Source organism: Xenorhabdus hominickii (genome assembly GCF_002632725.1).
Lineage (GTDB): Bacteria > Pseudomonadota > Gammaproteobacteria > Enterobacterales > Enterobacteriaceae > Xenorhabdus > Xenorhabdus hominickii.
Genome location: NZ_NJAI01000009.1, coordinates 62,726 through 83,817 on the forward strand (window position 1 = coordinate 62,726; position 21,092 = coordinate 83,817).

At 42.5% G+C, this 21,092-nt stretch carries 18 protein-coding genes and 2 pseudogenes; all 20 read right to left on the reverse strand.

What is annotated here, in order from left to right; translation table 11 throughout:
* Window positions 1-36: 36 nt before the first annotated feature.
* Window positions 37-4,932: a phage tail tip fiber protein gene (locus Xhom_RS22180; RefSeq protein WP_244590806.1), complete on the reverse strand. Its 4,896-nt coding sequence runs from the start codon at window positions 4,930-4,932 to the stop codon at window positions 37-39.
* 105 nt (window positions 4,933-5,037) lie between these two features.
* The gene (locus tag Xhom_RS22185; RefSeq protein WP_211287903.1) at window positions 5,038-5,718 is read right to left on the reverse strand and encodes a tail assembly protein; all 681 of its coding nucleotides are present in this window, start codon (window positions 5,716-5,718) and stop codon (window positions 5,038-5,040) included.
* A complete protein-coding gene (locus Xhom_RS22190) occupies window positions 5,715-6,488 on the reverse strand; it encodes a C40 family peptidase (RefSeq protein WP_099139904.1) in 774 nt (257 codons plus the stop codon). Before Xhom_RS22190 ends, Xhom_RS22185 begins: the two co-directional genes overlap by 4 nt.
* A complete protein-coding gene (locus Xhom_RS22195) occupies window positions 6,485-7,192 on the reverse strand; it encodes a phage minor tail protein L (RefSeq protein WP_099139905.1) in 708 nt (235 codons plus the stop codon). The genes Xhom_RS22190 and Xhom_RS22195 overlap by 4 nt, the downstream gene beginning before the upstream one ends.
* A 54-nt stretch (window positions 7,193-7,246) precedes the next feature.
* Window positions 7,247-7,579 (reverse strand): phage tail protein, encoded by a 333-nt coding sequence (locus tag Xhom_RS22200; RefSeq protein WP_099139906.1) that lies wholly within the window; start codon window positions 7,577-7,579, stop codon window positions 7,247-7,249.
* A 3-nt stretch (window positions 7,580-7,582) separates the two neighbouring features.
* Window positions 7,583-11,569 (reverse strand): tape measure protein, encoded by a 3,987-nt coding sequence (locus Xhom_RS22205; RefSeq protein ID WP_099139907.1) that lies wholly within the window; start codon window positions 11,567-11,569, stop codon window positions 7,583-7,585.
* Window positions 11,570-11,571: 2 nt separating this feature from the next.
* The gene (locus Xhom_RS22210) at window positions 11,572-11,817 is read right to left on the reverse strand and encodes a hypothetical protein (protein WP_099139908.1); all 246 of its coding nucleotides are present in this window, start codon (window positions 11,815-11,817) and stop codon (window positions 11,572-11,574) included.
* Between the two features lie 104 nt (window positions 11,818-11,921).
* On the reverse strand, window positions 11,922-12,239 hold the full coding sequence (locus tag Xhom_RS22215; protein WP_099139909.1) for a hypothetical protein: 318 nt from the start codon (window positions 12,237-12,239) through the stop codon (window positions 11,922-11,924).
* A 188-nt stretch (window positions 12,240-12,427) separates the two neighbouring features.
* Window positions 12,428-12,916 (reverse strand): annotated as a pseudogene (locus tag Xhom_RS22220) (hypothetical protein); the annotation flags it as partial.
* Window positions 12,917-12,928: 12 nt separating this feature from the next.
* Window positions 12,929-13,315, reverse strand: coding sequence for a minor capsid protein (locus Xhom_RS22225; protein WP_099139911.1), 387 nt, complete (start codon window positions 13,313-13,315; stop codon window positions 12,929-12,931).
* 43 nt (window positions 13,316-13,358) lie between these two features.
* Window positions 13,359-13,856 carry a hypothetical protein gene (locus Xhom_RS22230; protein ID WP_099139912.1) on the reverse strand — a complete coding sequence of 166 codons (498 nt, stop codon included), beginning with the start codon at window positions 13,854-13,856 and terminating at the stop codon, window positions 13,359-13,361.
* The gene (locus Xhom_RS22235; RefSeq protein WP_099139913.1) at window positions 13,841-14,194 is read right to left on the reverse strand and encodes a hypothetical protein; all 354 of its coding nucleotides are present in this window, start codon (window positions 14,192-14,194) and stop codon (window positions 13,841-13,843) included. The genes Xhom_RS22230 and Xhom_RS22235 overlap by 16 nt, the downstream gene beginning before the upstream one ends.
* 1 nt (window position 14,195) lies before the next feature.
* Window positions 14,196-15,035, reverse strand: a complete 840-nt coding sequence (locus tag Xhom_RS22240; RefSeq protein WP_099139914.1) for a T9SS type A sorting domain-containing protein — start codon at window positions 15,033-15,035, stop codon at window positions 14,196-14,198.
* Window positions 15,035-15,466 carry a hypothetical protein gene (locus tag Xhom_RS22245; protein WP_099139915.1) on the reverse strand — a complete coding sequence of 144 codons (432 nt, stop codon included), beginning with the start codon at window positions 15,464-15,466 and terminating at the stop codon, window positions 15,035-15,037. The genes Xhom_RS22240 and Xhom_RS22245 overlap by 1 nt, the downstream gene beginning before the upstream one ends.
* 53 nt (window positions 15,467-15,519) lie before the next feature.
* Window positions 15,520-15,729: a hypothetical protein gene (locus Xhom_RS22250; RefSeq protein WP_099139916.1), complete on the reverse strand. Its 210-nt coding sequence runs from the start codon at window positions 15,727-15,729 to the stop codon at window positions 15,520-15,522.
* Window positions 15,730-15,740: 11 nt separating this feature from the next.
* A complete protein-coding gene (locus Xhom_RS22255; protein ID WP_211287904.1) occupies window positions 15,741-15,890 on the reverse strand; it encodes a Thoeris anti-defense Tad2 family protein in 150 nt (49 codons plus the stop codon).
* A 67-nt stretch (window positions 15,891-15,957) separates the two neighbouring features.
* Window positions 15,958-16,842 carry a major capsid protein gene (locus tag Xhom_RS22260; RefSeq protein ID WP_099139917.1) on the reverse strand — a complete coding sequence of 295 codons (885 nt, stop codon included), beginning with the start codon at window positions 16,840-16,842 and terminating at the stop codon, window positions 15,958-15,960.
* A gap of 62 nt (window positions 16,843-16,904) precedes the next feature.
* Window positions 16,905-17,765 (reverse strand): DUF6651 domain-containing protein, encoded by an 861-nt coding sequence (locus Xhom_RS22265; protein ID WP_099139918.1) that lies wholly within the window; start codon window positions 17,763-17,765, stop codon window positions 16,905-16,907.
* A gap of 22 nt (window positions 17,766-17,787) precedes the next feature.
* Window positions 17,788-19,350, reverse strand: coding sequence for a phage portal protein (locus Xhom_RS22270; RefSeq protein WP_099139919.1), 1,563 nt, complete (start codon window positions 19,348-19,350; stop codon window positions 17,788-17,790).
* A gap of 40 nt (window positions 19,351-19,390) precedes the next feature.
* Window positions 19,391-20,317 (reverse strand): annotated as a pseudogene (locus Xhom_RS38055) (terminase); the annotation flags it as partial.
* Between the last annotated feature and the right edge of the window lie 775 nt (window positions 20,318-21,092).

The window sequence follows — 21,092 nt, forward strand, 5'->3', positions numbered from 1 at the left end:
CAATAAAAATAATATTACCACACTCAATAACGCCATTTACAGCAAACCAAGCCTTACTCGTAAAACACCTTTTTCGTCATAAACATCAATGCGATTATTGGAGATGTTTAACCTTCCCTGTCCAGACGTTTGACCATTCATTTCTAGCTGACCATTTTTGCCAAATCTCCAGCCTGTTTTCCCTGCTGAGTAGTTGTCAGATTGCAAGTCGCCAACCTTACCGCTACTTATTGAGCCATCTTTGATATAAGCGGCATTCATATAGGTAGTGCCATTTTCAACAACAAACGGGGTTGTCACTGCACCATTGTTTACATTTATTAAACCAAATCGATCTGCCTGAACAAGAAATTGTGAGGCATTGTTATTGACTCCTAATGCCATACCTGCTGCATATTTTTTCCCATCTTTAGTCGTTTCTACTTTCAGATTCCAAGAAGCGGAAATTTTACCGTTAATATCAGCTACTGTTTTTGTGGTCTGCTGAACAATTGCAGCATTCTCATTAACTTTTGCTTGAACCGTATCCACCCGGTTCCCAAGAGCCGAGTCACCATTAACACGCGCTGTTTGCTCTACTTTTACAGCAGCCTCATTAGCATTGGTTTTTGCCAGAACTTTAGATATTTCCTCTGCTAAAGCATCATCTTTGGTAGCTCTAGCACTGGCTTCATTGGATACCGCACTGGCAATATCTTTTTGAGTTTTAGCACTCAAGACATTGACACTATCAGCTAAACTTTTATCGGAAGTTGTACGTGCGTTTTTTTCTGTCAATACTGCTGCTTCAATATCCTTGCTAGTCTGTGTCTTAAGACGTTCAACACTTTGAGACAGAGCATCATCTTTAGTTGCGCGGGTATTCTTTTCCTCATCAAGTTGAGATTTGATGTCTGTCCCGACTTCGCTTCTTAACTGAGTGATTTGCCTAGATAATGCTTCATCTGCATTCGCCCGTGTTTGTTTTTCTTCATTCAATTGAGCATTGATGCTTTGGTTTACTTCGCTTTTTAGCTGAGTTACCTGTTTAGACAATGCCTCATCTGAATTTGCACGGGTTTGCTTTTCTTCATTCAGTTGCGCATTGATACTTTCATTGATTTCACTTTTTAACTGAGTAACCTGTCTGGATAATGCTTCATCTGCATTCGTTCGTGTTTGTTTTTCCTCACTTAACTGAGCCTTGATGTTTTGATCGACTTCACTTTTCAGTTGGGTAACTTGTCTGGATAATGCCTCATCCGCATTAGCTCGTGTCTGTTTTTCCTCACTTAACTGAGCCTTGATGTTTTGATCGACTTCACTTTTCAGTTGGGTAACTTGTTTAGATAGTGCCTCATCTGCATTAGCTCGTGCTTGTTTTTCCTCACTTAACTGAGCCTTGATGTTTTGATCGACTTCACTTTTCAGTTGGGTAACTTGTTTAGATAGTGCCTCATCCGCATTAGCTCGTGTCTGTTTTTCCTCACTTAACTGAGCCTTGATGTTTTGATCGACTTCACTTTTCAGTTGGGTAACTTGTCTGGATAATGCCTCATCCGCATTAGCTCGTGTCTGTTTTTCCTCACTTAACTGAGCCTTGATGTTTTGATCGACTTCACTTTTCAGTTGGGTAACTTGTTTAGATAGTGCCTCATCTGCATTAGCTCGTGCTTGTTTTTCCTCATTTAATTGAGCTTTTATGTTTTGATTGAACTCTGCGGTTATTGTTTCTATCTTCTGAGATAATGCTTGCTGTCCGTCCACAATTACTTTCTGATCAGTGAATATCTTGGCATTGGTATCACGTTGTTCCCTAACTTCTTCTTCACCTTTTAGCGCTGTATCAATAGCTGCCTTAGCAACAGCTTCAACTGAACCGGTAACGCGAGCGCTTGTCTTCTCGGCATCAATAGCTGTAGACTCAGCTCTTTTAATGGCCGCATCGTGGCTGTTTATTTTTGTTTCGATCAATTCGACTTTTTCAGTTGTTGCTTTATCCCCTTCAATTCGAGAATTTCTCTCTTCGATCAAGACGGCTTCTATATTGCCTTTTACCGTCTGAATAACCTCCAACGTTGAAGAGAGCTTTTTATCCTGCTCATCGACAGTATTTTTGATTTTGACAATCTTAGATGCGTTATTATCTGCGTCTTGCAGGGCTTTTTGGGCACTCTCTTTTACCGTTTCAACGGAAGAATTTAGAGTTTCTTGAGAAGCCTTGATTTCACCAGTTATTTTATCAATCTCATCAATTTTTTTATCCGACTCATCAGCCAAATCTTGTATTGCATCGATCTTAATTTCCGACTTGTTAACCAAGTCCTGAATCGCATCAATCTTTATCTCTGATTTATCAATCAAACCTTGTATTGCATCAAGATCTCCCTTGACAGCTTTAGTTTCGAGTTCTTCTAATAGCTCTTTACCGAGTTCGCTTGATGTGATTTTATTTTTCAAAAAAGACAATACATCTTTCGTAGTCGCACTTGTACCTAAGTTAGAATTTACAGGGCTTAACATACCTCGTTTGTTGACTGCTCTTACCCAGTAATACCACGTAACGTCATCGTCCAAACCAGAGTGCGTAAAGGTTGTTGACGATATTTTTGCCAAAAGACTCGCCGTCTCGAAGTTATTTTTTTGTGAGCCATAAACATAAATCGTTTCAAGGTCGATAGCGTCAGGATTTACCCAAGTCAGCACAATTTGTCGGTAGTCTCCAACTGCTGCCAGATTTTTAGGTGCTCCCGGTGGCATCAAAGTACCAAGAGTGGTGTAAGTCGCTGCTAACGTCTCGGTTTTTCTACCAGTAATTGAGATCGCAAAAACTTCGATATCATATCTAGCGCTATCCACAACATTCAATATTTCACATTGATTGTCGGTGACTTCCATCCGAACCCAATTGTCCACCACATCACTACGGCGATAGCGGAGAACATATTTAGGGGAGCGTCCTTCCCAAGATACAATTAATTTCACCGACAGGTTACCGGGAGATGAAAGATAAGTTACCTCTGTTATCTCTAACCCAGTGGGTTTACTGAAAGTCGGATCTAAGATGCTTGTTTTAGGCGGGATGAGGGTTGCACCACGGTCAATCGCTTCAAATTTAGAGGGATTATGCTCAACGCCGGTGATTTCAAATGTACCTTTTTCATCCCCTTCTCTCACACTCAGTACACGGACCAAAACTGGTTCTAAATCAGGTTCAGTGATCGTCCAGATACCCATTTCCATAGGTTCGTCACCGGTATTAATCGGCTCTTTAAACGTCACAGTCTGGTATTCACCAGTCGGCTCAAGCAAGTTACGATCTATCATGCGACTATCAGCCGTCAGATAGGTGATGAATGCTCCCTCTTTATCGAGTTTTACCGGAGCGTCTAGTGTTATACTGTTTTTAGTAAAGGATTTAATACGCCCCGAATTACGCTTACCGGAACGATATTTATCTTGCAGTTTTACTAATTCACCGGGAACCAAAAATGAACTGTCGATCCCAGCTTTGAAAGTGATAACATCTGTCTCCATTTTAGACGTATAAAGCAGCCAAAGGCCAGTTCTGTACGCTTGCCCCCGACTGGTACAACCAAACGCCAGCGATTCCGTTTTACGAATTCCAAAGCGTTTTTTAGCCTCTTCATCCTCGATATATTCAATATTTTGTTTGTAAAGGTCATCCTTATCGTTGTAGGTGACAACGGCAACGGTTGGGCGATCTTTACGTGATGACCCTTTGCGAACAACTTTATCAATGATATTTGCTGCCGAAAACTGCATAACAGGTGTAGACGGACTATCTTGCCGGAGGTTAATCATTCCTCCAGCCCAAAAGACCATACCACGGAATACCGAAGCAATGTCAGCAATGACCTTATACGCCTCCTGACGGCTGGCAATCACTGTATTAATAGTAAATCGCTTTTCTGTCCCTCCGAAGCCATCAGGAACTTCCTGATCGCAATAACGCCCTATTTGATAGAACTGTCCTCTGTCGATCATTGATTCATTGACAAAATTTCCCAAGCCATATCGTTTATTTGTAAGCAAATCATAAAGAATCCATGCAGGGTTAGATGACACCTGAATATCAAAGCCTCCATCCCAATCTCCCTGATAAATATTTTCGGTAGGAATATAGTTTGAAGGAACCCGGATTTTCATACCCGAAACAAGGTATGAACGACGAGGCATATTTCCGCCAAATTCCCGCGAATCAATGGTAATTCCAACTATTGCACTGTTAGGATATCCCATTTTTGTAAATACAATTTCTCCATAGGACGATACCAGCGTTTTGTTGTGCAAATAATCACTGCTGCTATCAGGAGTAAATCGAGAAATCCGAATACGGTAATTTTTTCCGGGTTTAGGTAAATCAATAAAATATTCTCGTAGGAATTTGCCACTTGATTTTTTAGCTACCGTAATCGTACTATCCTTATGATCTACTGGGATAACTGGCTTAAATGAATCTCCACCCACAGCTAATTGGAACTGCAATTGAACTTTCGCCCCGTATACATCTCCATTTTCTTTGTTAGTCGAAACCATACGGGGAAATTCCATGATGACTCGTACTCGGTCAGCATCATCATTGTCAATTTGCAACGTTTTAGGCGTTGTACTTTTAAGTTCTGTCGCAACATTGTGAGGCGTTTCAATGTCATCAAAGCCATCTATCGGGTCTTGATTCTGCTCCCCACGTCTTTCCCAAAATTTCACTCCATTAAAGTTTGGTGAGCCATCAGGATTCAATAAAGGTACATTGTCCAAAAAGACAGACTGACCGCCATTTTTTAAACCACCAATTACACCTTCACCCAAAAGATCCAGTATTGACGCGAGTGTCTTAGATTCAACATTGTCAGGAGCTTCAACAGATTGTCTTGGTTTTTCACCACCACCACCACCAGCTCCGGCTATAATCATTTTTTCTTTTTTCATTGCAATCTCCATATCGCAAGCAAGTACTTAAGTACATACAATGATGTATAACTTTATAATCAAATACAATTTTAAATACAGTTTGTTAACTACTCTTAACTAGAGCTATGCTTTTTCTTTTTTATTTATAATAGCATTCGCCATTTTATGCGCAATTTCCTTCGGTTCTGGTGGGTCAGGTATTAATTGTTCTACGGACAATTTAAGGCTGATTAACTGGGAGCCAACGAGGATTTCTTCACCATAAATAAGGGGTACAGGCGCACCTTGCTCTACTGTATTTTCAGGGCCGTCAAAGTAAGTTGAGTTTTTGCGGTTATTCGCCCCTCCCGTATTTGGCTTCGGTTGTTTTGACAAAAGACCAACTACACCACTTGCCAACATGGAAAGACCAGCCATAAAGGCTGGTGGGCCTAACCAAAATGAGGATATCATTAACGCCACACCAACAACGACCTGAACAATGCTCATGGCCTTAGCTCCGGCACCGCGATAAATAGGCGTAATACAGACATGAATCATATCCCCATTATTTTCCATCTGATATTCAGTTTCACTCATGTCGCGTATTGCGCCATTGGCCCTAGTCACCCGGATATGATATTTCTGGTACTTTCTAGCATTCTGCTTCATCCAAGCGAGCAACCCTTGTCTGTTACAGTTAATAATGCTGATACCTTGTCGTACCGTCGTGCACTTTACTTTGTGCTCTTTACCAAATTTCTTGCCCAGCACACCGCCAAATTCAAAGGTGACGATATTCGGTGTGTTTGTTTTTTCACTCATAGCAAATCCTTGTGCCGTAAATGGTGAATAGTATTTTTCTGGTACATGCCGCCATAGATTGCTTTACTGCTTAATCGGTTGGCCTGATGGTGCAATATCATGTTATCACCAATGTAAACAGCGCAGTGGTCGGGCATTTTTGAGCCTATTTTCATAGCAAACAGATCGCCGCGCTGGGGCTTTGTTCCGTAAGGCAGTTTAACCAAGTCTTGTTCAGCAAAGTTGTCACTTAGAATATCTTTATTGCCATCCCACCAATTAGGGATGTGTAGATGTGGACACGCCCCCACCTGAATATTAAATTCTCTCTTGAGGTAATCGCGACATAACATCCAACAATCAAATACTCCAAAAGCGTAAGGTCTTCCCTCATAAGGCATTTCAAAACCATTTGGGGAAATGACATTCACATCACTGATAATGAATTCACTATCAATTTCAGGGTTATAATTCTTTGTCACATTGATGATAAACCACGGAAGCTCTGAGGCTTCACAACCAGCCAAATCTGCTTCACTGGCTTTATTGGTTCCATCCGTATGGCTATGCCATACTCCTACGACTTCCCCTTTCCTTTCCGCTGCTATCTGCTCGTCTGCGTCCATAACAAAAAAATTAACGGGGTCTTCCGCAACGTTTTTACACAACGCAAGCTCATACTTCGTTCCCTTTGTGTTAACCAACAATCCGCAAGCCTCATTTGGATAAGCGGTGACTGCTGCCTGTTGCATTACCAAATATAACTCTGTACTCATCATATCTTGGATCATGCGCGTGTCGCTCCCGGAAAGCCGCCAAACATAATGATCCCATCAGCAAAGTAATTCTTCCGCGCCCGGCAACTAGATAATCGCTTAGGACAGAAGTCTGCTCCGGCGATAGGAGTTGGTTTGTCATCTTTATCAAAAGCAGGGCCAGTATATCCACACTCTGCACCACGATAATCCCACTGACAAGAATTACGGATCACTTGGCGATTAGGAAGTTGTACCCCCATCAGGTCATAAACTGACGCTAGTTCAAATTCCACTATTTCGCAGGTTTCAAGATTTTTTTGGTCTATAAACCATACATCATCAGGGAAATGCTGTTCTGGATTTGCGTCTGGATTGACCCCATCAGGAAAGTTTTCTGCATCAAGGAAACATTGCATCGTCCGCTTGCGTGTCACCTGACAACCTAACAAATCATCTTTAGTTTGCAACTCAGCAGAAATCAATCCATGCAGATTGACAACTTTTAACTTAGGCCTTGGAAGTTTACCTTCTCCGCTAATATCAAAACCTGTTGCCTTTATCGGCATAGGTTGGTAGGTTTTTCCCTGCCATACGACAGGTTGGTTTACATCATTTGTACCAGCGTGAAAATAGAATCTACCTCCGCCCGTATTCTTAGGCAGATCGATAATAAAAAATTCAAAGATAGATTCAGGTGATAATAATTGAATTTGCTGTCTGATTGACTTTCCTGTCATTGCGTTTCACTCCTTGAAACAAAGCCGCCTCAATCCATGAGGCGGCATATATTTTTACTCGAACACTTGTCTGAACGTTGCGGAAAGCGTAGCCGCACCTTCATGTCTAACTACGTTAAAATCTTCACAAACAATTGTATAGTTTTTTTTGTCGGGAGATACCCAATTAAACGAGTCTTTCCCGCCGTGCTCATACAGAAATTCTTCAATTTCCGCAATGAACGAATAGCCACCCTCGAACACCAAACTCCACTCAAATTTACGCCAGTTAAACCCTGACGTTAATCGTTGCTCGTACCCCTCATCAAAGGACTGCTTGCTAAGCGTTGACTTGAAGTTCTTTCGGGAGTCAAACTTCGGATGCCATTTAAAGGTTTTTCGTTCCATATGTTACTCCGTTAACATACCGCCCGGACGTTTTTCTTCGGTCATTGTCTCAATAACAATGGATTTAATTTTTTGAGCTGTCTCGTTCCATGCCGACTCGTTGCTTGAATTACTTTTCTCATTGCTGTCACCGCCCTGATTTACTACAGATATTGAGATAACAACACTCTTATCTGAACCAGCACCTGCACCAATATCATCACCATTAATGTTCATGTTTACAGGAATACGGCGACCATCAGGTAAAGGCACATAGGCTTCGTTGTGCGACCCTTCACCAAAAAGAGCTAACTGGGGTGAAGTGGCAATGCCACCTTTTGAATATGCTTTTAATGGTATGGCCCCAGATCCACTCATGATACCTCCGTTCGCAAAAGCAAAACTTCCCATCGATTGCTTCATTGCCGCTGTTGTAGCTGCTATTGAAAGCTGAATTAGCGATGCAGAAGCCATAGCCGCACTAGTCGATAAAGTAGTGTTTGCAACGGAAGAAGCTGTTGTGGCAGCAGCATTCGCGGTTTGTGCGGTTGCACCAGTAAACATTGCCCACAATTGCTGAGCGTAACCAGCGAGGGTAGCGAAAATACCCTGTGACTGCATTGTCTGCAATGCACCTGTTGTTTCAGTTGCCGCCTTACCAAGCTCTTCAGTCGATTTAGACGCGGCATTTTCACCGAAAGACTGAGCAGGGTTAGCAATGCCATCGGTGCCTCCTGTAGCATTAGAGCTACCAGAACCACCAAACATACTCCCTATACTTCCCATAGCTCCACCGATTTTTGAGATGAAGCTTTCACCAGTATTTCCACCAACACCTAAACCCAGCTCGTTAATCATCGGTGAAATAACCATGCTGCGGATAAACGTTCGTTGAAGTTCATTAAAAATAAAATTTCCAAAATCCGCTATATCAAATTTACCGGTCTCAAGAAAACTCATCAGCTTATCTTCGAGGTTATCGAATACCGACTTGATATTGTCATCAATGAGCTTACCAAGATTCTGATAATCATATGCCATCTGCGCCGTAGCAGTTTCGGTCATACGCACCATTGCTTCCAGCTTACCAGCTTGGAATTTGGCGTGTTCTTCTGCTAAATGACGCTGAACCTCTTCGTTGTTTGATGCCGCAGCAATAATCTTTTGAAAATACTTGTCCGCTTCTTGGTAGTTTTTTTCAAACTCACTACGCATTTCAGTAACGGATTGAGTCATGCTGCCTTTAACGGTATTCGCAAAACCCGCCCATTTAGAAATAAGTTGATCGGCTGAGTCTTTGCCAAGTGCATTAAGGTAGTCCTTATCCTTAATTTCAGCTTTTACTTCGGCAAGTCTTGCATTAGCTCTGTCGATTTGCTCCTGACTTAAAATGCCCTCTCTAGGGACAGCGTTGGCTATTTTTTCTAACTCAGCTCTTAAATCACTAAGGTTTTTCTTATAATTAGCAACTTCTTCACTACCAAAGCTGATTTTCTCAGACATAACTTCAGCATCGTTGAGTAACTTTTTATGTGCCTCAGCCATACGTTCAGCTTCACGCTTAGCTTTTTCGGCTCTGGATTCGGCAGCTCTTGCACTGGTGTTATCTTTATTTTCATTCGCCGCATCACCCGCCATACGTGCGTTTGCCATTGCTGCATCTATACTTGCTTTATGACTTTTACTTAAATTGCTATAGGCAACTTCAAGATCATCAACGTTAATTTCTTCTTCTTTGAGCGCATCCACTATATTGTAATGAGTCTGCAATTCTTGTTGTGAGGTGGCGGTTCTACCATCGATTGTCTTTATTTTCTCGCCATTACCTAAACGTGCTGATGCGGAATTTCTACGGCTATTATCCTCTATAGTTTTCAACTTACCACCGAGAGCATCGGATGTAGCATCCATAGCCTCACCATTAATACCGATTATCGACCCCATAAACATCTTTGCGGAATTGGCTATACGTTCAAGGGTGGATTGGTACATTTTTTCATAATTATTTAGAGAGTTAGTAGCGGCTAATAACTGGTTTTCAAGTTGAGTAATCAGCTTTTTCTGATGATCAGTTGCATTATTTCCAGCCTGTGCCCGAACTTTCGCTAACTCTGTCATTATGCGATTGATTTCAGATCGAGTTAAATCTGCCTGTTTGGTGATACTTGCTTTACCACGTTCTAATTCCTCATTGTACAAAACCCCCATTTTCTCACCGTATTCCTTTCGGATAGAAAGTTGCAACGCGGTATCATTTTTTGCTGCGTTGAGTTTTGCCCCCATTTCAGCATTAAGAGCCTCAAGTTTGGATCTTAATGCTGCTTTTCTTACCTCATCTTCTCTTTCAATACTGTCCTCAAGTTGGGATAGTTTTCTTTCATACGCCCATTTAGCTTTAGCGACTTCGGTATTGGTTAACGAATCTTGCAATTCTTGTAATTTTCCAGCAATTTTTTCTTTTTCTTTTAAGAGGGCTTTTTCTACTTTCAAGGCTTGATTCAACGCTTCTTCGTTGTCAAGCTTACCACTCTTTTTATATTCTAAAGCAGGTTGCATAAGCTCTTGCTGATATTTGATTTTTTTTTCAATTTCTTTTAATTCTTTTAATTGACTCTCCTTTGCTTTTTTTAAGTCCTCCATTTGCTCATCAGTCACCAATTCAGGCGTATTTTTAGCCGTCTCCATCGCGTTTTTGGCTTTTTCATTTACTTTGTCATACCACCACGCAAGTAAAGCAAGAACCTCGATAATCGTAGTGACCGCAAAGACAATGACATTGGCTTTCATAACAGCGTCTAAACCACGCCAAGCATGTTTCATTTTTCCAATGGCAATTGTTCCAAGGTTAAGATTTTGCCCCATGCTAGAAGCGCGTTGAGAGATTAAAAGCATTTGTCTTGCTAGACCGCCAGAACTTGTCACAGTCGTTGCGATCATTCTGTTAAAGCCTGTTAACGCACCAGTTATTGACTTAAAAAAGGACAGAACAAGTACACCGCCAGCGATATACATTAATGCTGAACCTAAAGACAGTAGCATTTCTTTGTTATTAAAAATCCAAACAAGCATTTCTTTAGAGGCATCAATAATCCCCTTAACCATCTCGCCAAACTGCTTTCCATAGTAAACAGCCGCATTACTACCCAATAGCCTGTTTATATCTCGAATTGCATCTTTAACAGCATCCATATAACCAGAGTCACCAATGGATTTGGCTAAAAGGGCGGCGTTAGTTTGCATTTGTGATAACAAACCAACATAGGTGTTCATCATTCGTTTGGCAGAACCGCCGTATGAAACTTCCAAAATGTTCATCATTGATTCAATAGCATCTTTTGAACGAACAGAGCCGCTAGAAACTGCTTTAACCAATTCAGCCATTGACACGTTCATACCTAATGCCATTGACTGCATGGCGGTCGGAATTGCTTCACCTAATTGCTGACGAAGTTCTTCCATTGAGACAACACCCTTGCCGGACATTTGTTGGATCGCAATGGTTGCACGTTTCAGAAGCTCACTATTGCCGCCAAATCTTGCCACCGAATCAACCATCGCATCTAACGAGCCCTTGGTTGGATCGATCCCCGCTGATTTAAGTTTTACAAAGCTGTCTGAAATAGATTCGATAGAAAAAGGCGCGTTTTTCGCCTTATCGACGATGAAATTGAAATCACGCATTGATTCAGCTGCTTTATCCGAAGATGTAGCCAAACCTTGAAGCATGATTTGCAGGCGTTCTAACTTACCAGCACTATCGAGAATAGGTTTTTGCCAATCAAAAAGGGCAGATTTCATTGTTCCGATAGCAAACGATGCCATGTCGATTGTAGTAATCGTATCTGACAACGTTCTACCGAAACTATTGAAACTGCCCTCTAAACGTTTTACACCCGTACTAGAAGATGTCGCTCTTTGAGAAAGTCGATTAAGCAGTCTCTCAGCGTTGTTAATCTTAATTTCAAAAATTTTGCTATCGAGCGTTAATTTAAAACCTAACGAGTCAGCCATCCTTAGCCTCCACCGAATATCCTTTTTAATTTAAATTCGGCATCTGGATCGGCTTCGACATTGACAGGCAACATCGCTCGTTTTGTCAAGACAGGTTGCCCTATTCTCTGCTGTAAACTTTTCTCAAATGCCACGTAACTATCGCCAGTTGCTTGTGAAATTCTGGCAATCTGCAACCGCCGGATATCATCTTCCGACTTGATGCGATCTATGTTTCGACTTAGTAACCAGAATCGCTCAAGAGGCATTTCCAGCACAGCATTACTACTTTCGCCATAAAAAGCCGTGACACGACAAAAGTAGAAGCCGAAATCGATTGATACTATCTCTACACCGGCTTCTGTACGGGATATTACTTTGCTTCTTCACCTGCATGTTGTTCGTTTGTTGCTTCGCCATCTTGGAAAGCATGAACAATTATCGATTGAATAAATTCAATTGGTAGGTTTTGAATTTGTTCTTCATTCATTTCGGGAAGCAATTTGCCAACAAGTTCAATGCCAGCATGTAGCTGTTCTACAGGTGACTTGCTAGCAATGTCTTGAGTCTGGTAATGTTGAGCCAAAGCAAACAAGCCAACGGTCATGTGTGCAACGGTATAAATATTACCACTGATTTTAATCGTCTTTTTCTCAGGTATCAGGGCATCTAAATCCAGTAACTTGGCCATACTAAACTCCATGTAATAAAAAAGGGCTTCAAGATAATTAGAAGCCCTATAGTACATTAGGTATTTATGTACTTACAACCGCAAAGGTGGAAGTTTATCACCCATTGTCTTTTTCTAACACTCCACTCATCTCGCCTTCTGTTTTTGCATCGAGTTTATCGTCCTTTATCTCGACTGGTGGGGTTACTTTTTTTTTTACCCATCGTACCCAAAACACCATCGTCGCTAGGGTAAGCGTTAAATTCAACGTTGAAGACACGAACATCGTCGTGCTTGTATGCCATTGTGAAGCTACCAGCCGTTGCAGACTTTGGCAAAGTTAGAATGTAGTCGTCTTTGTTTAGTGGAGTCAGAACTAACTTCTGCGCCACTTCAACGAGGTTGATGCCGATACCAGTTTTGATCGTGATCTCGTCTTTTTCACCTGTCACTTCACTGCCCGGCATTACCGCAGCTAAACGCTCAAGAACGGTTTCGGCTAATGGCACTGTCACTTTGATATTACGACCCTGAATCAGCTCGGAAACGGTTGTCTCGCCAAACTGGTCAACTGTCACTTTCAACGTGTCGGTTGTAATTTCCACTTCAACGCCGCCTTTGGTATAACCCAAATCCACATCATTGAAAGAAACGTTACATGCGCCTAGCTTGATATTCTCTACTTTATTTCCTGACATATAAGTATTCCCTTACTTATTAAGTAAATAACAACTAAACTCTACCACAACCCCAGCCTCGAAAGATCCTCCATCATTCTGAGGATAAATAGCAGGCAATGTAACTGGCTGAATAGAGTTAAAATACACACCGCCAATCGAAACATCTCTCGTTTCAATTATGTCCATAACCTTTGTACTTAATTGGTTAAGTTTGACAATGCTTTCAGCTCTAATCATAAACGGAAAAATGTCTTGATAATAGCCTTTTAATTCAGGATCTATTGAAATCCCGTCATTAGGGGTCATTACCAAATAACCACGAGTTACTTGGGGCGGCATATAGTAACAAAATAGGTCTTTTCCAATCTTACCAACCCCTTTTGATTCAAGATATTTCGTAAATGCTTCTAAAATCATCAGATAGCCCTCTGGAGACCTCGCCTTTTACGGCGGGGAGCAGTCAATTCCACCTACCCCGACCAAAACCAGCTCTAATACCTGCGTCTTTCAAATCGTTTCTATAACGCTTCCAAACCACATTGCCAGCTCGTTCAATAAACCCTGTTCCGACTTTAACTCTCGCGCCGAGAGCGTAGCTTTGAAGCTGTTTCTGACGGGAAAGCCGACCCAATCGATACTGACCGTCATGCATGTAATCAGCGTACCGTCCAACAGGCACTCTACGAACAAATTTGCCTTTGTTGTTTACCCCCTCTCGCATGGTGTTTTCCGACACATACAAATTGACGTGAGTCTCGTTTTTTGAATTCACAACACGGGAAAAAATAGATCTTTCCAAACTGCCAGTTTCTCGTGGCGACATTGCACGGGAATATTTTTCCATCGTGTGAGCCATTTTCCGCAGTTCATTAAGGAGATTACGTTTAAGGGCGTTCTGGCTGTGCGTCAAACGCTCCTGAGCACGTTTAAACGACCCGATATTTACTGAGAGACCCATAGGTTTGCCCCCACTTCAAAATGCCCCTCCTTTCGCCTCAAACCAAAGCGATTATGTATGCTTTTCACTTCCAGCTTTACACCCTCAACCAGCAATACATCGTCAATTTGCAATTTAGAACTTTTCGGGAAAATTAATACAGCATCGAATAACGCAATGTCCGCCTTGCCGCGTGAAGCCGAACTGTCCGCTCGTACCGACGTCTTGTCATAAGCCTGTACGAATCGGACAATCCCAATAGGGGACTTTCCTGCAAACTGTAAAGAAGCCTGTCCGTAAATATCAAGGCTGGCAGATTTACGATAAATCGTTGCGGTTGATTGCCAACTGGTTTTCATATCAACCTCGCCTTAACCTGATCACGTTGTCAGTGTATCTAGCAACAAGCCGCCATGTTTTACGAGAGAGTGTTTTCGTCGCAGATCTGCCAGAGCGGTACATATTTGTTGTCTCACCGATAGACTCAGACAACAATCCATCTTCACGAGCATCAGCAGCACCGTCCGTCTTCACTGTTGCAACCGCCTCTATCATGCAGGCTTGAGCCAAATCTTTTGTGAAGTAATCAGGCAGGACTTTAAACTCATCCTCCGTCAGTTCGGTAAAATCAATAATGTCACTTTTGAAATCACCAGCCAGATAGAACGGCAGTGTATTGGCGACTAAAATGTTCTGCGGACGGTCGTATTCATAATCTGAAATCTTATAAATCCGTTTTAAGCTAAAACTCATGGCTTTCAATCGACTTGTTGCTTCAATCAACGCTTGTCGTTGAGTGTGATCGTTCAGCATTAAAAACGCATCAGCTTCATACATATCCATTGCCGCCAGTTTTGCTTCCATCAAAGAAATAAATGACTGACTAGGTACAACGAGGTCAAAAGAAGCGATAACGGCATAAAATTGTTCCGTCTCAGATACGCGACCCGTTTCTGTTTCCGAGCGAACAACAATACGTCGCATATCTTTCTGTTTTCCATCGGTCAACGTATTCAAATCACCAGACACAGAGAATGAAACAAAAAGGACGCCGCTATTAATTGTAATAGGTTGGTTTTCGGCAATGAGTTTTCCGGTTGCGTCGTATACCGAATAACTTACAGAAGCAACGTCCAGCGCATCAAACGTCACGGTAATGTCTGACGCACTTCCTGACTTGATAACGTTGAGTTGCGCCATTATTCACCTGCCACAATCAGAATTTTTTCAATCATCAGCTCGATAGATTTTTCGTGAATATCAAGCCGTTCACCGACTTCACGCAACGCTGCAATGCCGCCCTTATCTGCCAAAGCTTCTAATTCACCTCGTGTATATCGCACGATAAGCTCATCAACTTCACTTTCACGTTGACTAGGTTTTATCTGTTCAGCTTTCTGTTCGACTTTCAGAGCGTCTACCGAAGTCATATCACGAGACTCCGCAAGAGTTGCTGCTCCGCTGACGTTTTTACCCTCTACGGTTTCAGCTTTCATAATGGAACAAATACGTTGCTGCTCAATAAAAGGCACTAATGTTTTACTTTCACCATTCTTGAACATGATGCCGCACATGATGCCGGTATAGTTTGTAAAAGCGGGTTCTAATAATTTAATTTTTGCTGGTTTCATTACTATTCATCCCTAAATAGGTATGCGGTCAGGTAGACCGCATCGTTGTGTTACTACTCTTTTTTGTCGTCTGGATTAGGGGCTGTATCTGGCGGCTTCGGTTTATCCTTTTTAACCTCTGCACGAACGGTTGCTAAAATACGATCCTGTTTTCTCTGTGATACAGGAGCGACCGTTTCGCCATTTTTGAACTCAGTCATAAACAAGTGACCGGTGTACCCACGCATAGAGCTTTCGTTCAGCTTAACTTTCTTGTTGGTCATAGTTTTCTCCGTTAAACAACAATCCAATCTTCTGCAAATAAATCACTTTGTGATGGCGACCAACCGGGCTGCATAACTCCCTGAGCATTTTTCAAATCAAGATGCGGCACAATACGTTTACCTGATTTAACTGCTTCTAACGCTTCGCCAAAATTCATCATTATCTTTCCTTGATATAAAAAAAGGGTGGGCTTCCGCCTCACCCTTTTTTGATTTCTACCCCACTTCTTACAGCGCAACACCGGTTAGTGCTGCAAGTGCTTTGTCGTGTTTGTTTGCCAGAGAGCAATACCATTTAACACGGGTACGAGTGGAGTCTTTGTTCTGCACCGTACCGATATCTTCAACAACGATACCCGCAGTATCACCACCGTACAGACCAGTCAGACCGTTTTCTTCACTCATGTGCAAACAGAAGATGTCAGCTTTCTTCGATTTGCCTTCGCCAACGGTAGGGATAAAGTCGTTCACGATGAACGGAATACCGTTGTGGGTCAGCATTGGGCGACCGAAGTTTTCGATCATAATTTCAGTCGGTCCAACGTTTACGGTACGCAGTAACGCACGGTACGCACGGATATGCTCAGAACGCATCATGATTGCATCAGCGCCTAAATCTTTAACTGCATCGACCAATTCATCCAGCATAGAGAAAGTCATTGCGTTGTCGGCAACAATTTTCTGGTCAGCGTGGATCAGCTTAGGAATACCGTCGAAAGTTTTAGCGTTAGTTGAACTATCACCAAGGATCAGGTTACGGCGGAATGCACGAGCCAAACCTTTTACTTTAGAGCGAATCTGAATAGCCAACTGGCTGTTGGTGTCTGCCATTGTGGTAGCGAGGAATTTATCCACATCTACGTCACCTGCCAGAATGCGTAGTTTAGCTACGTGCTCGGTGAATTTAGCCGCACCTTCTGGTACAACGTCATTCACATCAATGAATGCTGCTTCGCTCAGTTCAGATTCACGGTTGTACAGATACGCCTTTGAGTCCACTTTCATGAACGGCAGTACCGCAAATAGATCTTCTCGGTCGATGATGGTTTCGATTACACCTTGTTCAAGGGTGTTATTAGACAGCTTTTCAGCTTCTTCACGCAGTAATGGCATCGTAAATTCCCTTTTATGCACACAGATTGGATTGTTCTAGGGAACTTCCTGCTCCCCTTTTATTACTTCTTAGAGCGCAACTGCGCTAAACCACCGGTAATCTTGTCCAGAGCTGTTTGCTCTTTTACTGATACTGGCTTTGTCGGCGCAAGATCCGATTTAGAACCCGCACCCGGCTTGGCTTTGCTGCGTAACAGGGCATCAACTTCTGGATCAGCCTTAAGAATGCGTTCAACCGCTTGCTCAAAGCCTAAAGTTGCACCGTTGCCGTCAACTAAAATAGTACGTTCTTTTGCACCCGCTGGCTTGTCGAAGCCAACAACTTTGCCGTCTTCTCCGACCTCAAAGTGAGATCCGTAAATCACACGAGCTTTAGCTGGCGTGATCAGCGTTTCTTCACGTAAGAAGTTAGAACCGCTAAATGCTGAGCCAACCGTCAGTTCAAGAATTTGTGAGCGCAGGGATGCTTTTTCTTCTTCTAAGACTGTGATTTGTATATCACGAGCTTTCAGATCGTTTTGATGAGCTTCTACCATCTGTTTTTTGACAGCATCAAACTCTCCACGCTTTTCTTGTTCTTCCTGTTCACGACGTTGCCTTTCTTCCTCAGCCGTTTTTTCCGCTGCCAGAAGTTCTGCAATACGCTCAGGTGTTGCGTCACCGTATGCTGCCAGTTTTTCCGTAAGCGTTTTGTTGTCGGTTTTGCGCTTCATCGTTTCCTTGATGAGAGTCGCTTTTTCCGCATCAGTCGCTTTCAGACGGGCAACCAGCTCTTCTTGAGACAAAGCAGAATAGCCATCCTTGTCGGCTTCTGGATCTTTTTGTGGTTCAAGAGGCATACCGCCACCGCCACCGCCAGTTCCATCGTCCGCAATGTCCATCAAGATGCCACGGTGCGACATCAGCATTTGTAATAAATTCATGTTTTACTTTCCTTGTAAAAAATCACTCGGTTTCTTGAGTAGATTTTGGATCAGTTTCTCGATCTCTATTCTTTGAATCATAGGTAAGCAACGACTTATTTTCAAGCACTAATTGATCATTTTTAGGTGGAAACTCGTTTAAATCTTTGTCAAAGGCAACTTTCATCGTTTTTGACACGTTCGGGAACACCTTATCAATCAAGATTTCCATCTGGTGGCGGCGCACAGAGTCGGGAGCATCGATTTCTTTAAGTTGTTTTGCAACGTCAAATTCGTCCATTAAACCTCGAACATCAAAACTTTCAGGGTAAGAAAGTAATTGGTCAATTTCTTCCTGTGTTTTTTCTTGTCCCATCCATTTAGCTACAAGGTAAAGCATTTGGCGTTCCGCACGTTGCAAGCGTTCCGCTTTCGTTACCAGTAAGCTATTTACACGCTGGAAGTCGTAGGCTTTCGCTGCCCCTGAGCTATTATCAATTCCTTTGGCGTTATCCTGTTTTGTTCTCTCTCCAGCGACACCGACCGAGTGATAGATTTCATTGATAACAGTCTGCACAGTCTGAATAATCATTGATGCCTGTTTCGGGTCTGGCGACATATAGAATGGCTGAGAGCCGCCCTCTGCATCGTATGTGAAGACTCGTTTAGTGCCAAACTCCAACACTTTTTTATGGTCATCGTCACCCGGCATCATTGACTGAACAGGGATAGCTAACTGACTGAAAGTCTGATCCTGAATAATCGCATCAAGGTTAGACAGGTAGTTAGCAACAGCTCGGTCAAGGTAAGCGATATCATCAATCAGTGACGGGCTAAAATAACGAGACTGTGAGTTACCCATGCAATCAACGGGGAAGACAGGAACAACACCGAGATTGTGTTCTCCGCTATTCTCAAGCTCAATCTGCCCCTGTTTTCCATTGCCTTTCTTAACTTCACGGAAAAGATACCAATCAGATTGCGTCCACAGGCGATAGCGGTTTTGTTGCTTACCTGACGAAATAAACGGATCTTTGTCGTCTCTAACTAACTCATGCGTCAACGCCCACAACAGATTGCCGTCGTCATCATAAGCGAAGTCCAACATTTGCTGCGGCGGCAACCAGTAGGCGTAAGCACGAGCATCTGCTTTCTTCTCGTCAGCAACAGACGTAACATGATCATTGTTACCTTTCATCGTTGAGTCCACAACAACCCAAACTCGGCCAAAAACAGAAGTTTGAATATCAATTGCCGACATTAGCTCATCAATGGTCATCTGCTCACGAGTCGCACGATCCCAAAAATTCACAACAGCGTCAGGCGCATCTTCACGTTCACGAGAAATGTTTTCACGAAAGATATATTTGTTAATCAGGTTCACAACTTCACGGGTATGGTTGAACCGGTAGGCTCTTTCCAAACGTTCTTTGAAGTCCTGATCTCCCTCTTTGTAATAACGAAAAATGTTTTCTTCAAACCACTTTCGACCGCCAGCGTAGGTTGCAGCTAAGAAATTCCAATGGCTTAATTTCGCCTCATACTCAGGATGTCTACGGCTGACCAATTCCTTGAGTTTTTTCTGGTCTAAATTATCATTTTCCATTTATAAATCCTTTTAATATGCATCTAAATACGTACTATTTTTAACGAGAGCCGCCGAGTATAATACGTTCTTTAACAGGGAATCGCCTATGGATTGGATAACCGATAGCATCGGCACTGTGTTCTACGCCAGCCGCCTTGTCCACATCCCTTGAACCCGGTTTGTAAATCACCTTTTCAAATGACTCAATAAGGTACTTGCATTTTGGGTCAATATAAAGTCTAACCGTGCCTGCCGCACTCATCAACATACGGTTTGTGGAGTTAACACGGTCTGCGATCGGCGGATGCTTCTTCGGAAAGTCGATACGGGTAAAGCCTTTCTCTTTGAAGATATCAATATCCGACTCGCCTCGTGCATGTTGTCGATAGCTACCGGCAGGGTCAGGGAAGATAACAACCTGATTTTTCCAACGCCAGAATCGTCTTTCCAGTTCATCACAAACCTCTGCCGTGTTCGATGAAAACAGGACAATCTCATCTACCGCCCACACTTCACCGTTCGGCTGCGGCTGTAACACAACTGACGACATGGGATCGATGTTAAAGTCCTGACCAATCCAAATCGGCAATTTAGGATTAAAGGCACACTCTCTTACATGGGTTTTTCTCTCAAACGGATAATACACGCGCCCCGACATGTTCTCGAACGAAGCAAGGTACTCCTGAGCAAAAGATTTCGGGTCCATATCCTCACGAGCCGCTTCGACTTCTTCTTCCGGTACAAACGGGGAATCTGCGGTAACGAACTGCCAGCTTTTCCAGTGACCTTTCTTCCGCATAGCTTTACTTTGCCCGATAGACCACAGCTTATGAAATGCTGAGTAACCTTTAGGTGTACCGATAATTAACGCCTCACCTTTCGTAGATGAAAGAGTCGGACGGATAACTTTGTACCACGTATCAGGCTTCATATCCTGAAATTCATCAAGTACAACGAAGTGCAATGCCACACCACGGAGGGAATTGCCAGACCACATAGCTTTTCCATTACGCCTAACATAAACAGTACTATTGGGAACTTCTACACAGTGAACCATGCCCTTGAAATTATTTACTTCTTTAATATAACTCTCTTTAGTATCTCGTAAATAGTTAAACTTATTACCAAAAATTGAAACCGCATACAAAACATGTTTTGGCTGAACCAATCTATTCTCGATATACGAACTTTTTTGCCTTTTGATAGATATACGAGCACTTTTAGCGATTTTTAAACAAATTTCTTGTACATCACCAGCCAATCCTTTGCTGGTTGTATAGTATACTTTTTGATTGCCTCTACGTATCGTTCCATCACCTAAGATCATCCAATGCAATAAAGTTTCTAATTTTTCTGGGGGCAAGTTTAGGATATGATTCGGAACTCGCTTTTCATGAGCAACACCAAGACCAACAACACTCTCCCATAACTGTTTATTGTTAATTTTAATTACAGTTTCTTTCTCATTATATTTAATTCCCATCCGATCAAGAACCGCCAAAAACTCCGAACGAACATCTCCTTTATCACCACCTTTTTTTCCTTTAGTTTGAGCGAATGTAATCTCATACGAACACTTAGTTCCCGGATCTTTACGAGCACATCCCTCTGCAATGTAAAAACCGATAAAAGCAAGCATGTCGTGTGTTAATTCAGGATCATCCTCTCCCACCCAACCTGTGGAAGCAGGTATCTTGTCATTGAACGCCATTTCATCCAATGTCCTAAATTTACGCTTTCCTTTGCGGGATTCAACCAAG

Excerpts from the sequence above, each read along its gene's own strand:
- Xhom_RS22210 (WP_099139908.1), bottom strand. The coding sequence starts at position 11,817 with ATGCCTCTTGAGCGATTCTGGTTACTAAGTCGAAACATAGATCGCATC.
- Xhom_RS22265 (WP_099139918.1), bottom strand. The coding sequence starts at position 17,765 with ATGAATTTATTACAAATGCTGATGTCGCACCGTGGCATCTTGATGGAC.
- Xhom_RS22235 (WP_099139913.1), bottom strand. The coding sequence starts at position 14,194 with ATGAAAACCAGTTGGCAATCAACCGCAACGATTTATCGTAAATCTGCC.
- Xhom_RS22245 (WP_099139915.1), bottom strand. The coding sequence starts at position 15,466 with ATGAAACCAGCAAAAATTAAATTATTAGAACCCGCTTTTACAAACTAT.
- Xhom_RS22250 (WP_099139916.1), bottom strand. The coding sequence starts at position 15,729 with ATGACCAACAAGAAAGTTAAGCTGAACGAAAGCTCTATGCGTGGGTAC.
- Xhom_RS22255 (WP_211287904.1), bottom strand. The coding sequence starts at position 15,890 with ATGATGAATTTTGGCGAAGCGTTAGAAGCAGTTAAATCAGGTAAACGT.
- Xhom_RS22225 (WP_099139911.1), bottom strand. The coding sequence starts at position 13,315 with ATGATTTTAGAAGCATTTACGAAATATCTTGAATCAAAAGGGGTTGGT.
- Xhom_RS22205 (WP_099139907.1), bottom strand. The coding sequence starts at position 11,569 with ATGGCTGACTCGTTAGGTTTTAAATTAACGCTCGATAGCAAAATTTTT.
- Xhom_RS22230 (WP_099139912.1), bottom strand. The coding sequence starts at position 13,856 with ATGGGTCTCTCAGTAAATATCGGGTCGTTTAAACGTGCTCAGGAGCGT.
- Xhom_RS22180 (WP_244590806.1), bottom strand. The coding sequence starts at position 4,932 with ATGAAAAAAGAAAAAATGATTATAGCCGGAGCTGGTGGTGGTGGTGGT.
- Xhom_RS22185 (WP_211287903.1), bottom strand. The coding sequence starts at position 5,718 with ATGAGTGAAAAAACAAACACACCGAATATCGTCACCTTTGAATTTGGC.
- Xhom_RS22215 (WP_099139909.1), bottom strand. The coding sequence starts at position 12,239 with ATGGCCAAGTTACTGGATTTAGATGCCCTGATACCTGAGAAAAAGACG.
- Xhom_RS22260 (WP_099139917.1), bottom strand. The coding sequence starts at position 16,842 with ATGCCATTACTGCGTGAAGAAGCTGAAAAGCTGTCTAATAACACCCTT.
- Xhom_RS22270 (WP_099139919.1), bottom strand. The coding sequence starts at position 19,350 with ATGGAAAATGATAATTTAGACCAGAAAAAACTCAAGGAATTGGTCAGC.
- Xhom_RS22200 (WP_099139906.1), bottom strand. The coding sequence starts at position 7,579 with ATGGAACGAAAAACCTTTAAATGGCATCCGAAGTTTGACTCCCGAAAG.
- Xhom_RS22195 (WP_099139905.1), bottom strand. The coding sequence starts at position 7,192 with ATGACAGGAAAGTCAATCAGACAGCAAATTCAATTATTATCACCTGAA.
- Xhom_RS22190 (WP_099139904.1), bottom strand. The coding sequence starts at position 6,488 with ATGATCCAAGATATGATGAGTACAGAGTTATATTTGGTAATGCAACAG.
- Xhom_RS22240 (WP_099139914.1), bottom strand. The coding sequence starts at position 15,035 with ATGGCGCAACTCAACGTTATCAAGTCAGGAAGTGCGTCAGACATTACC.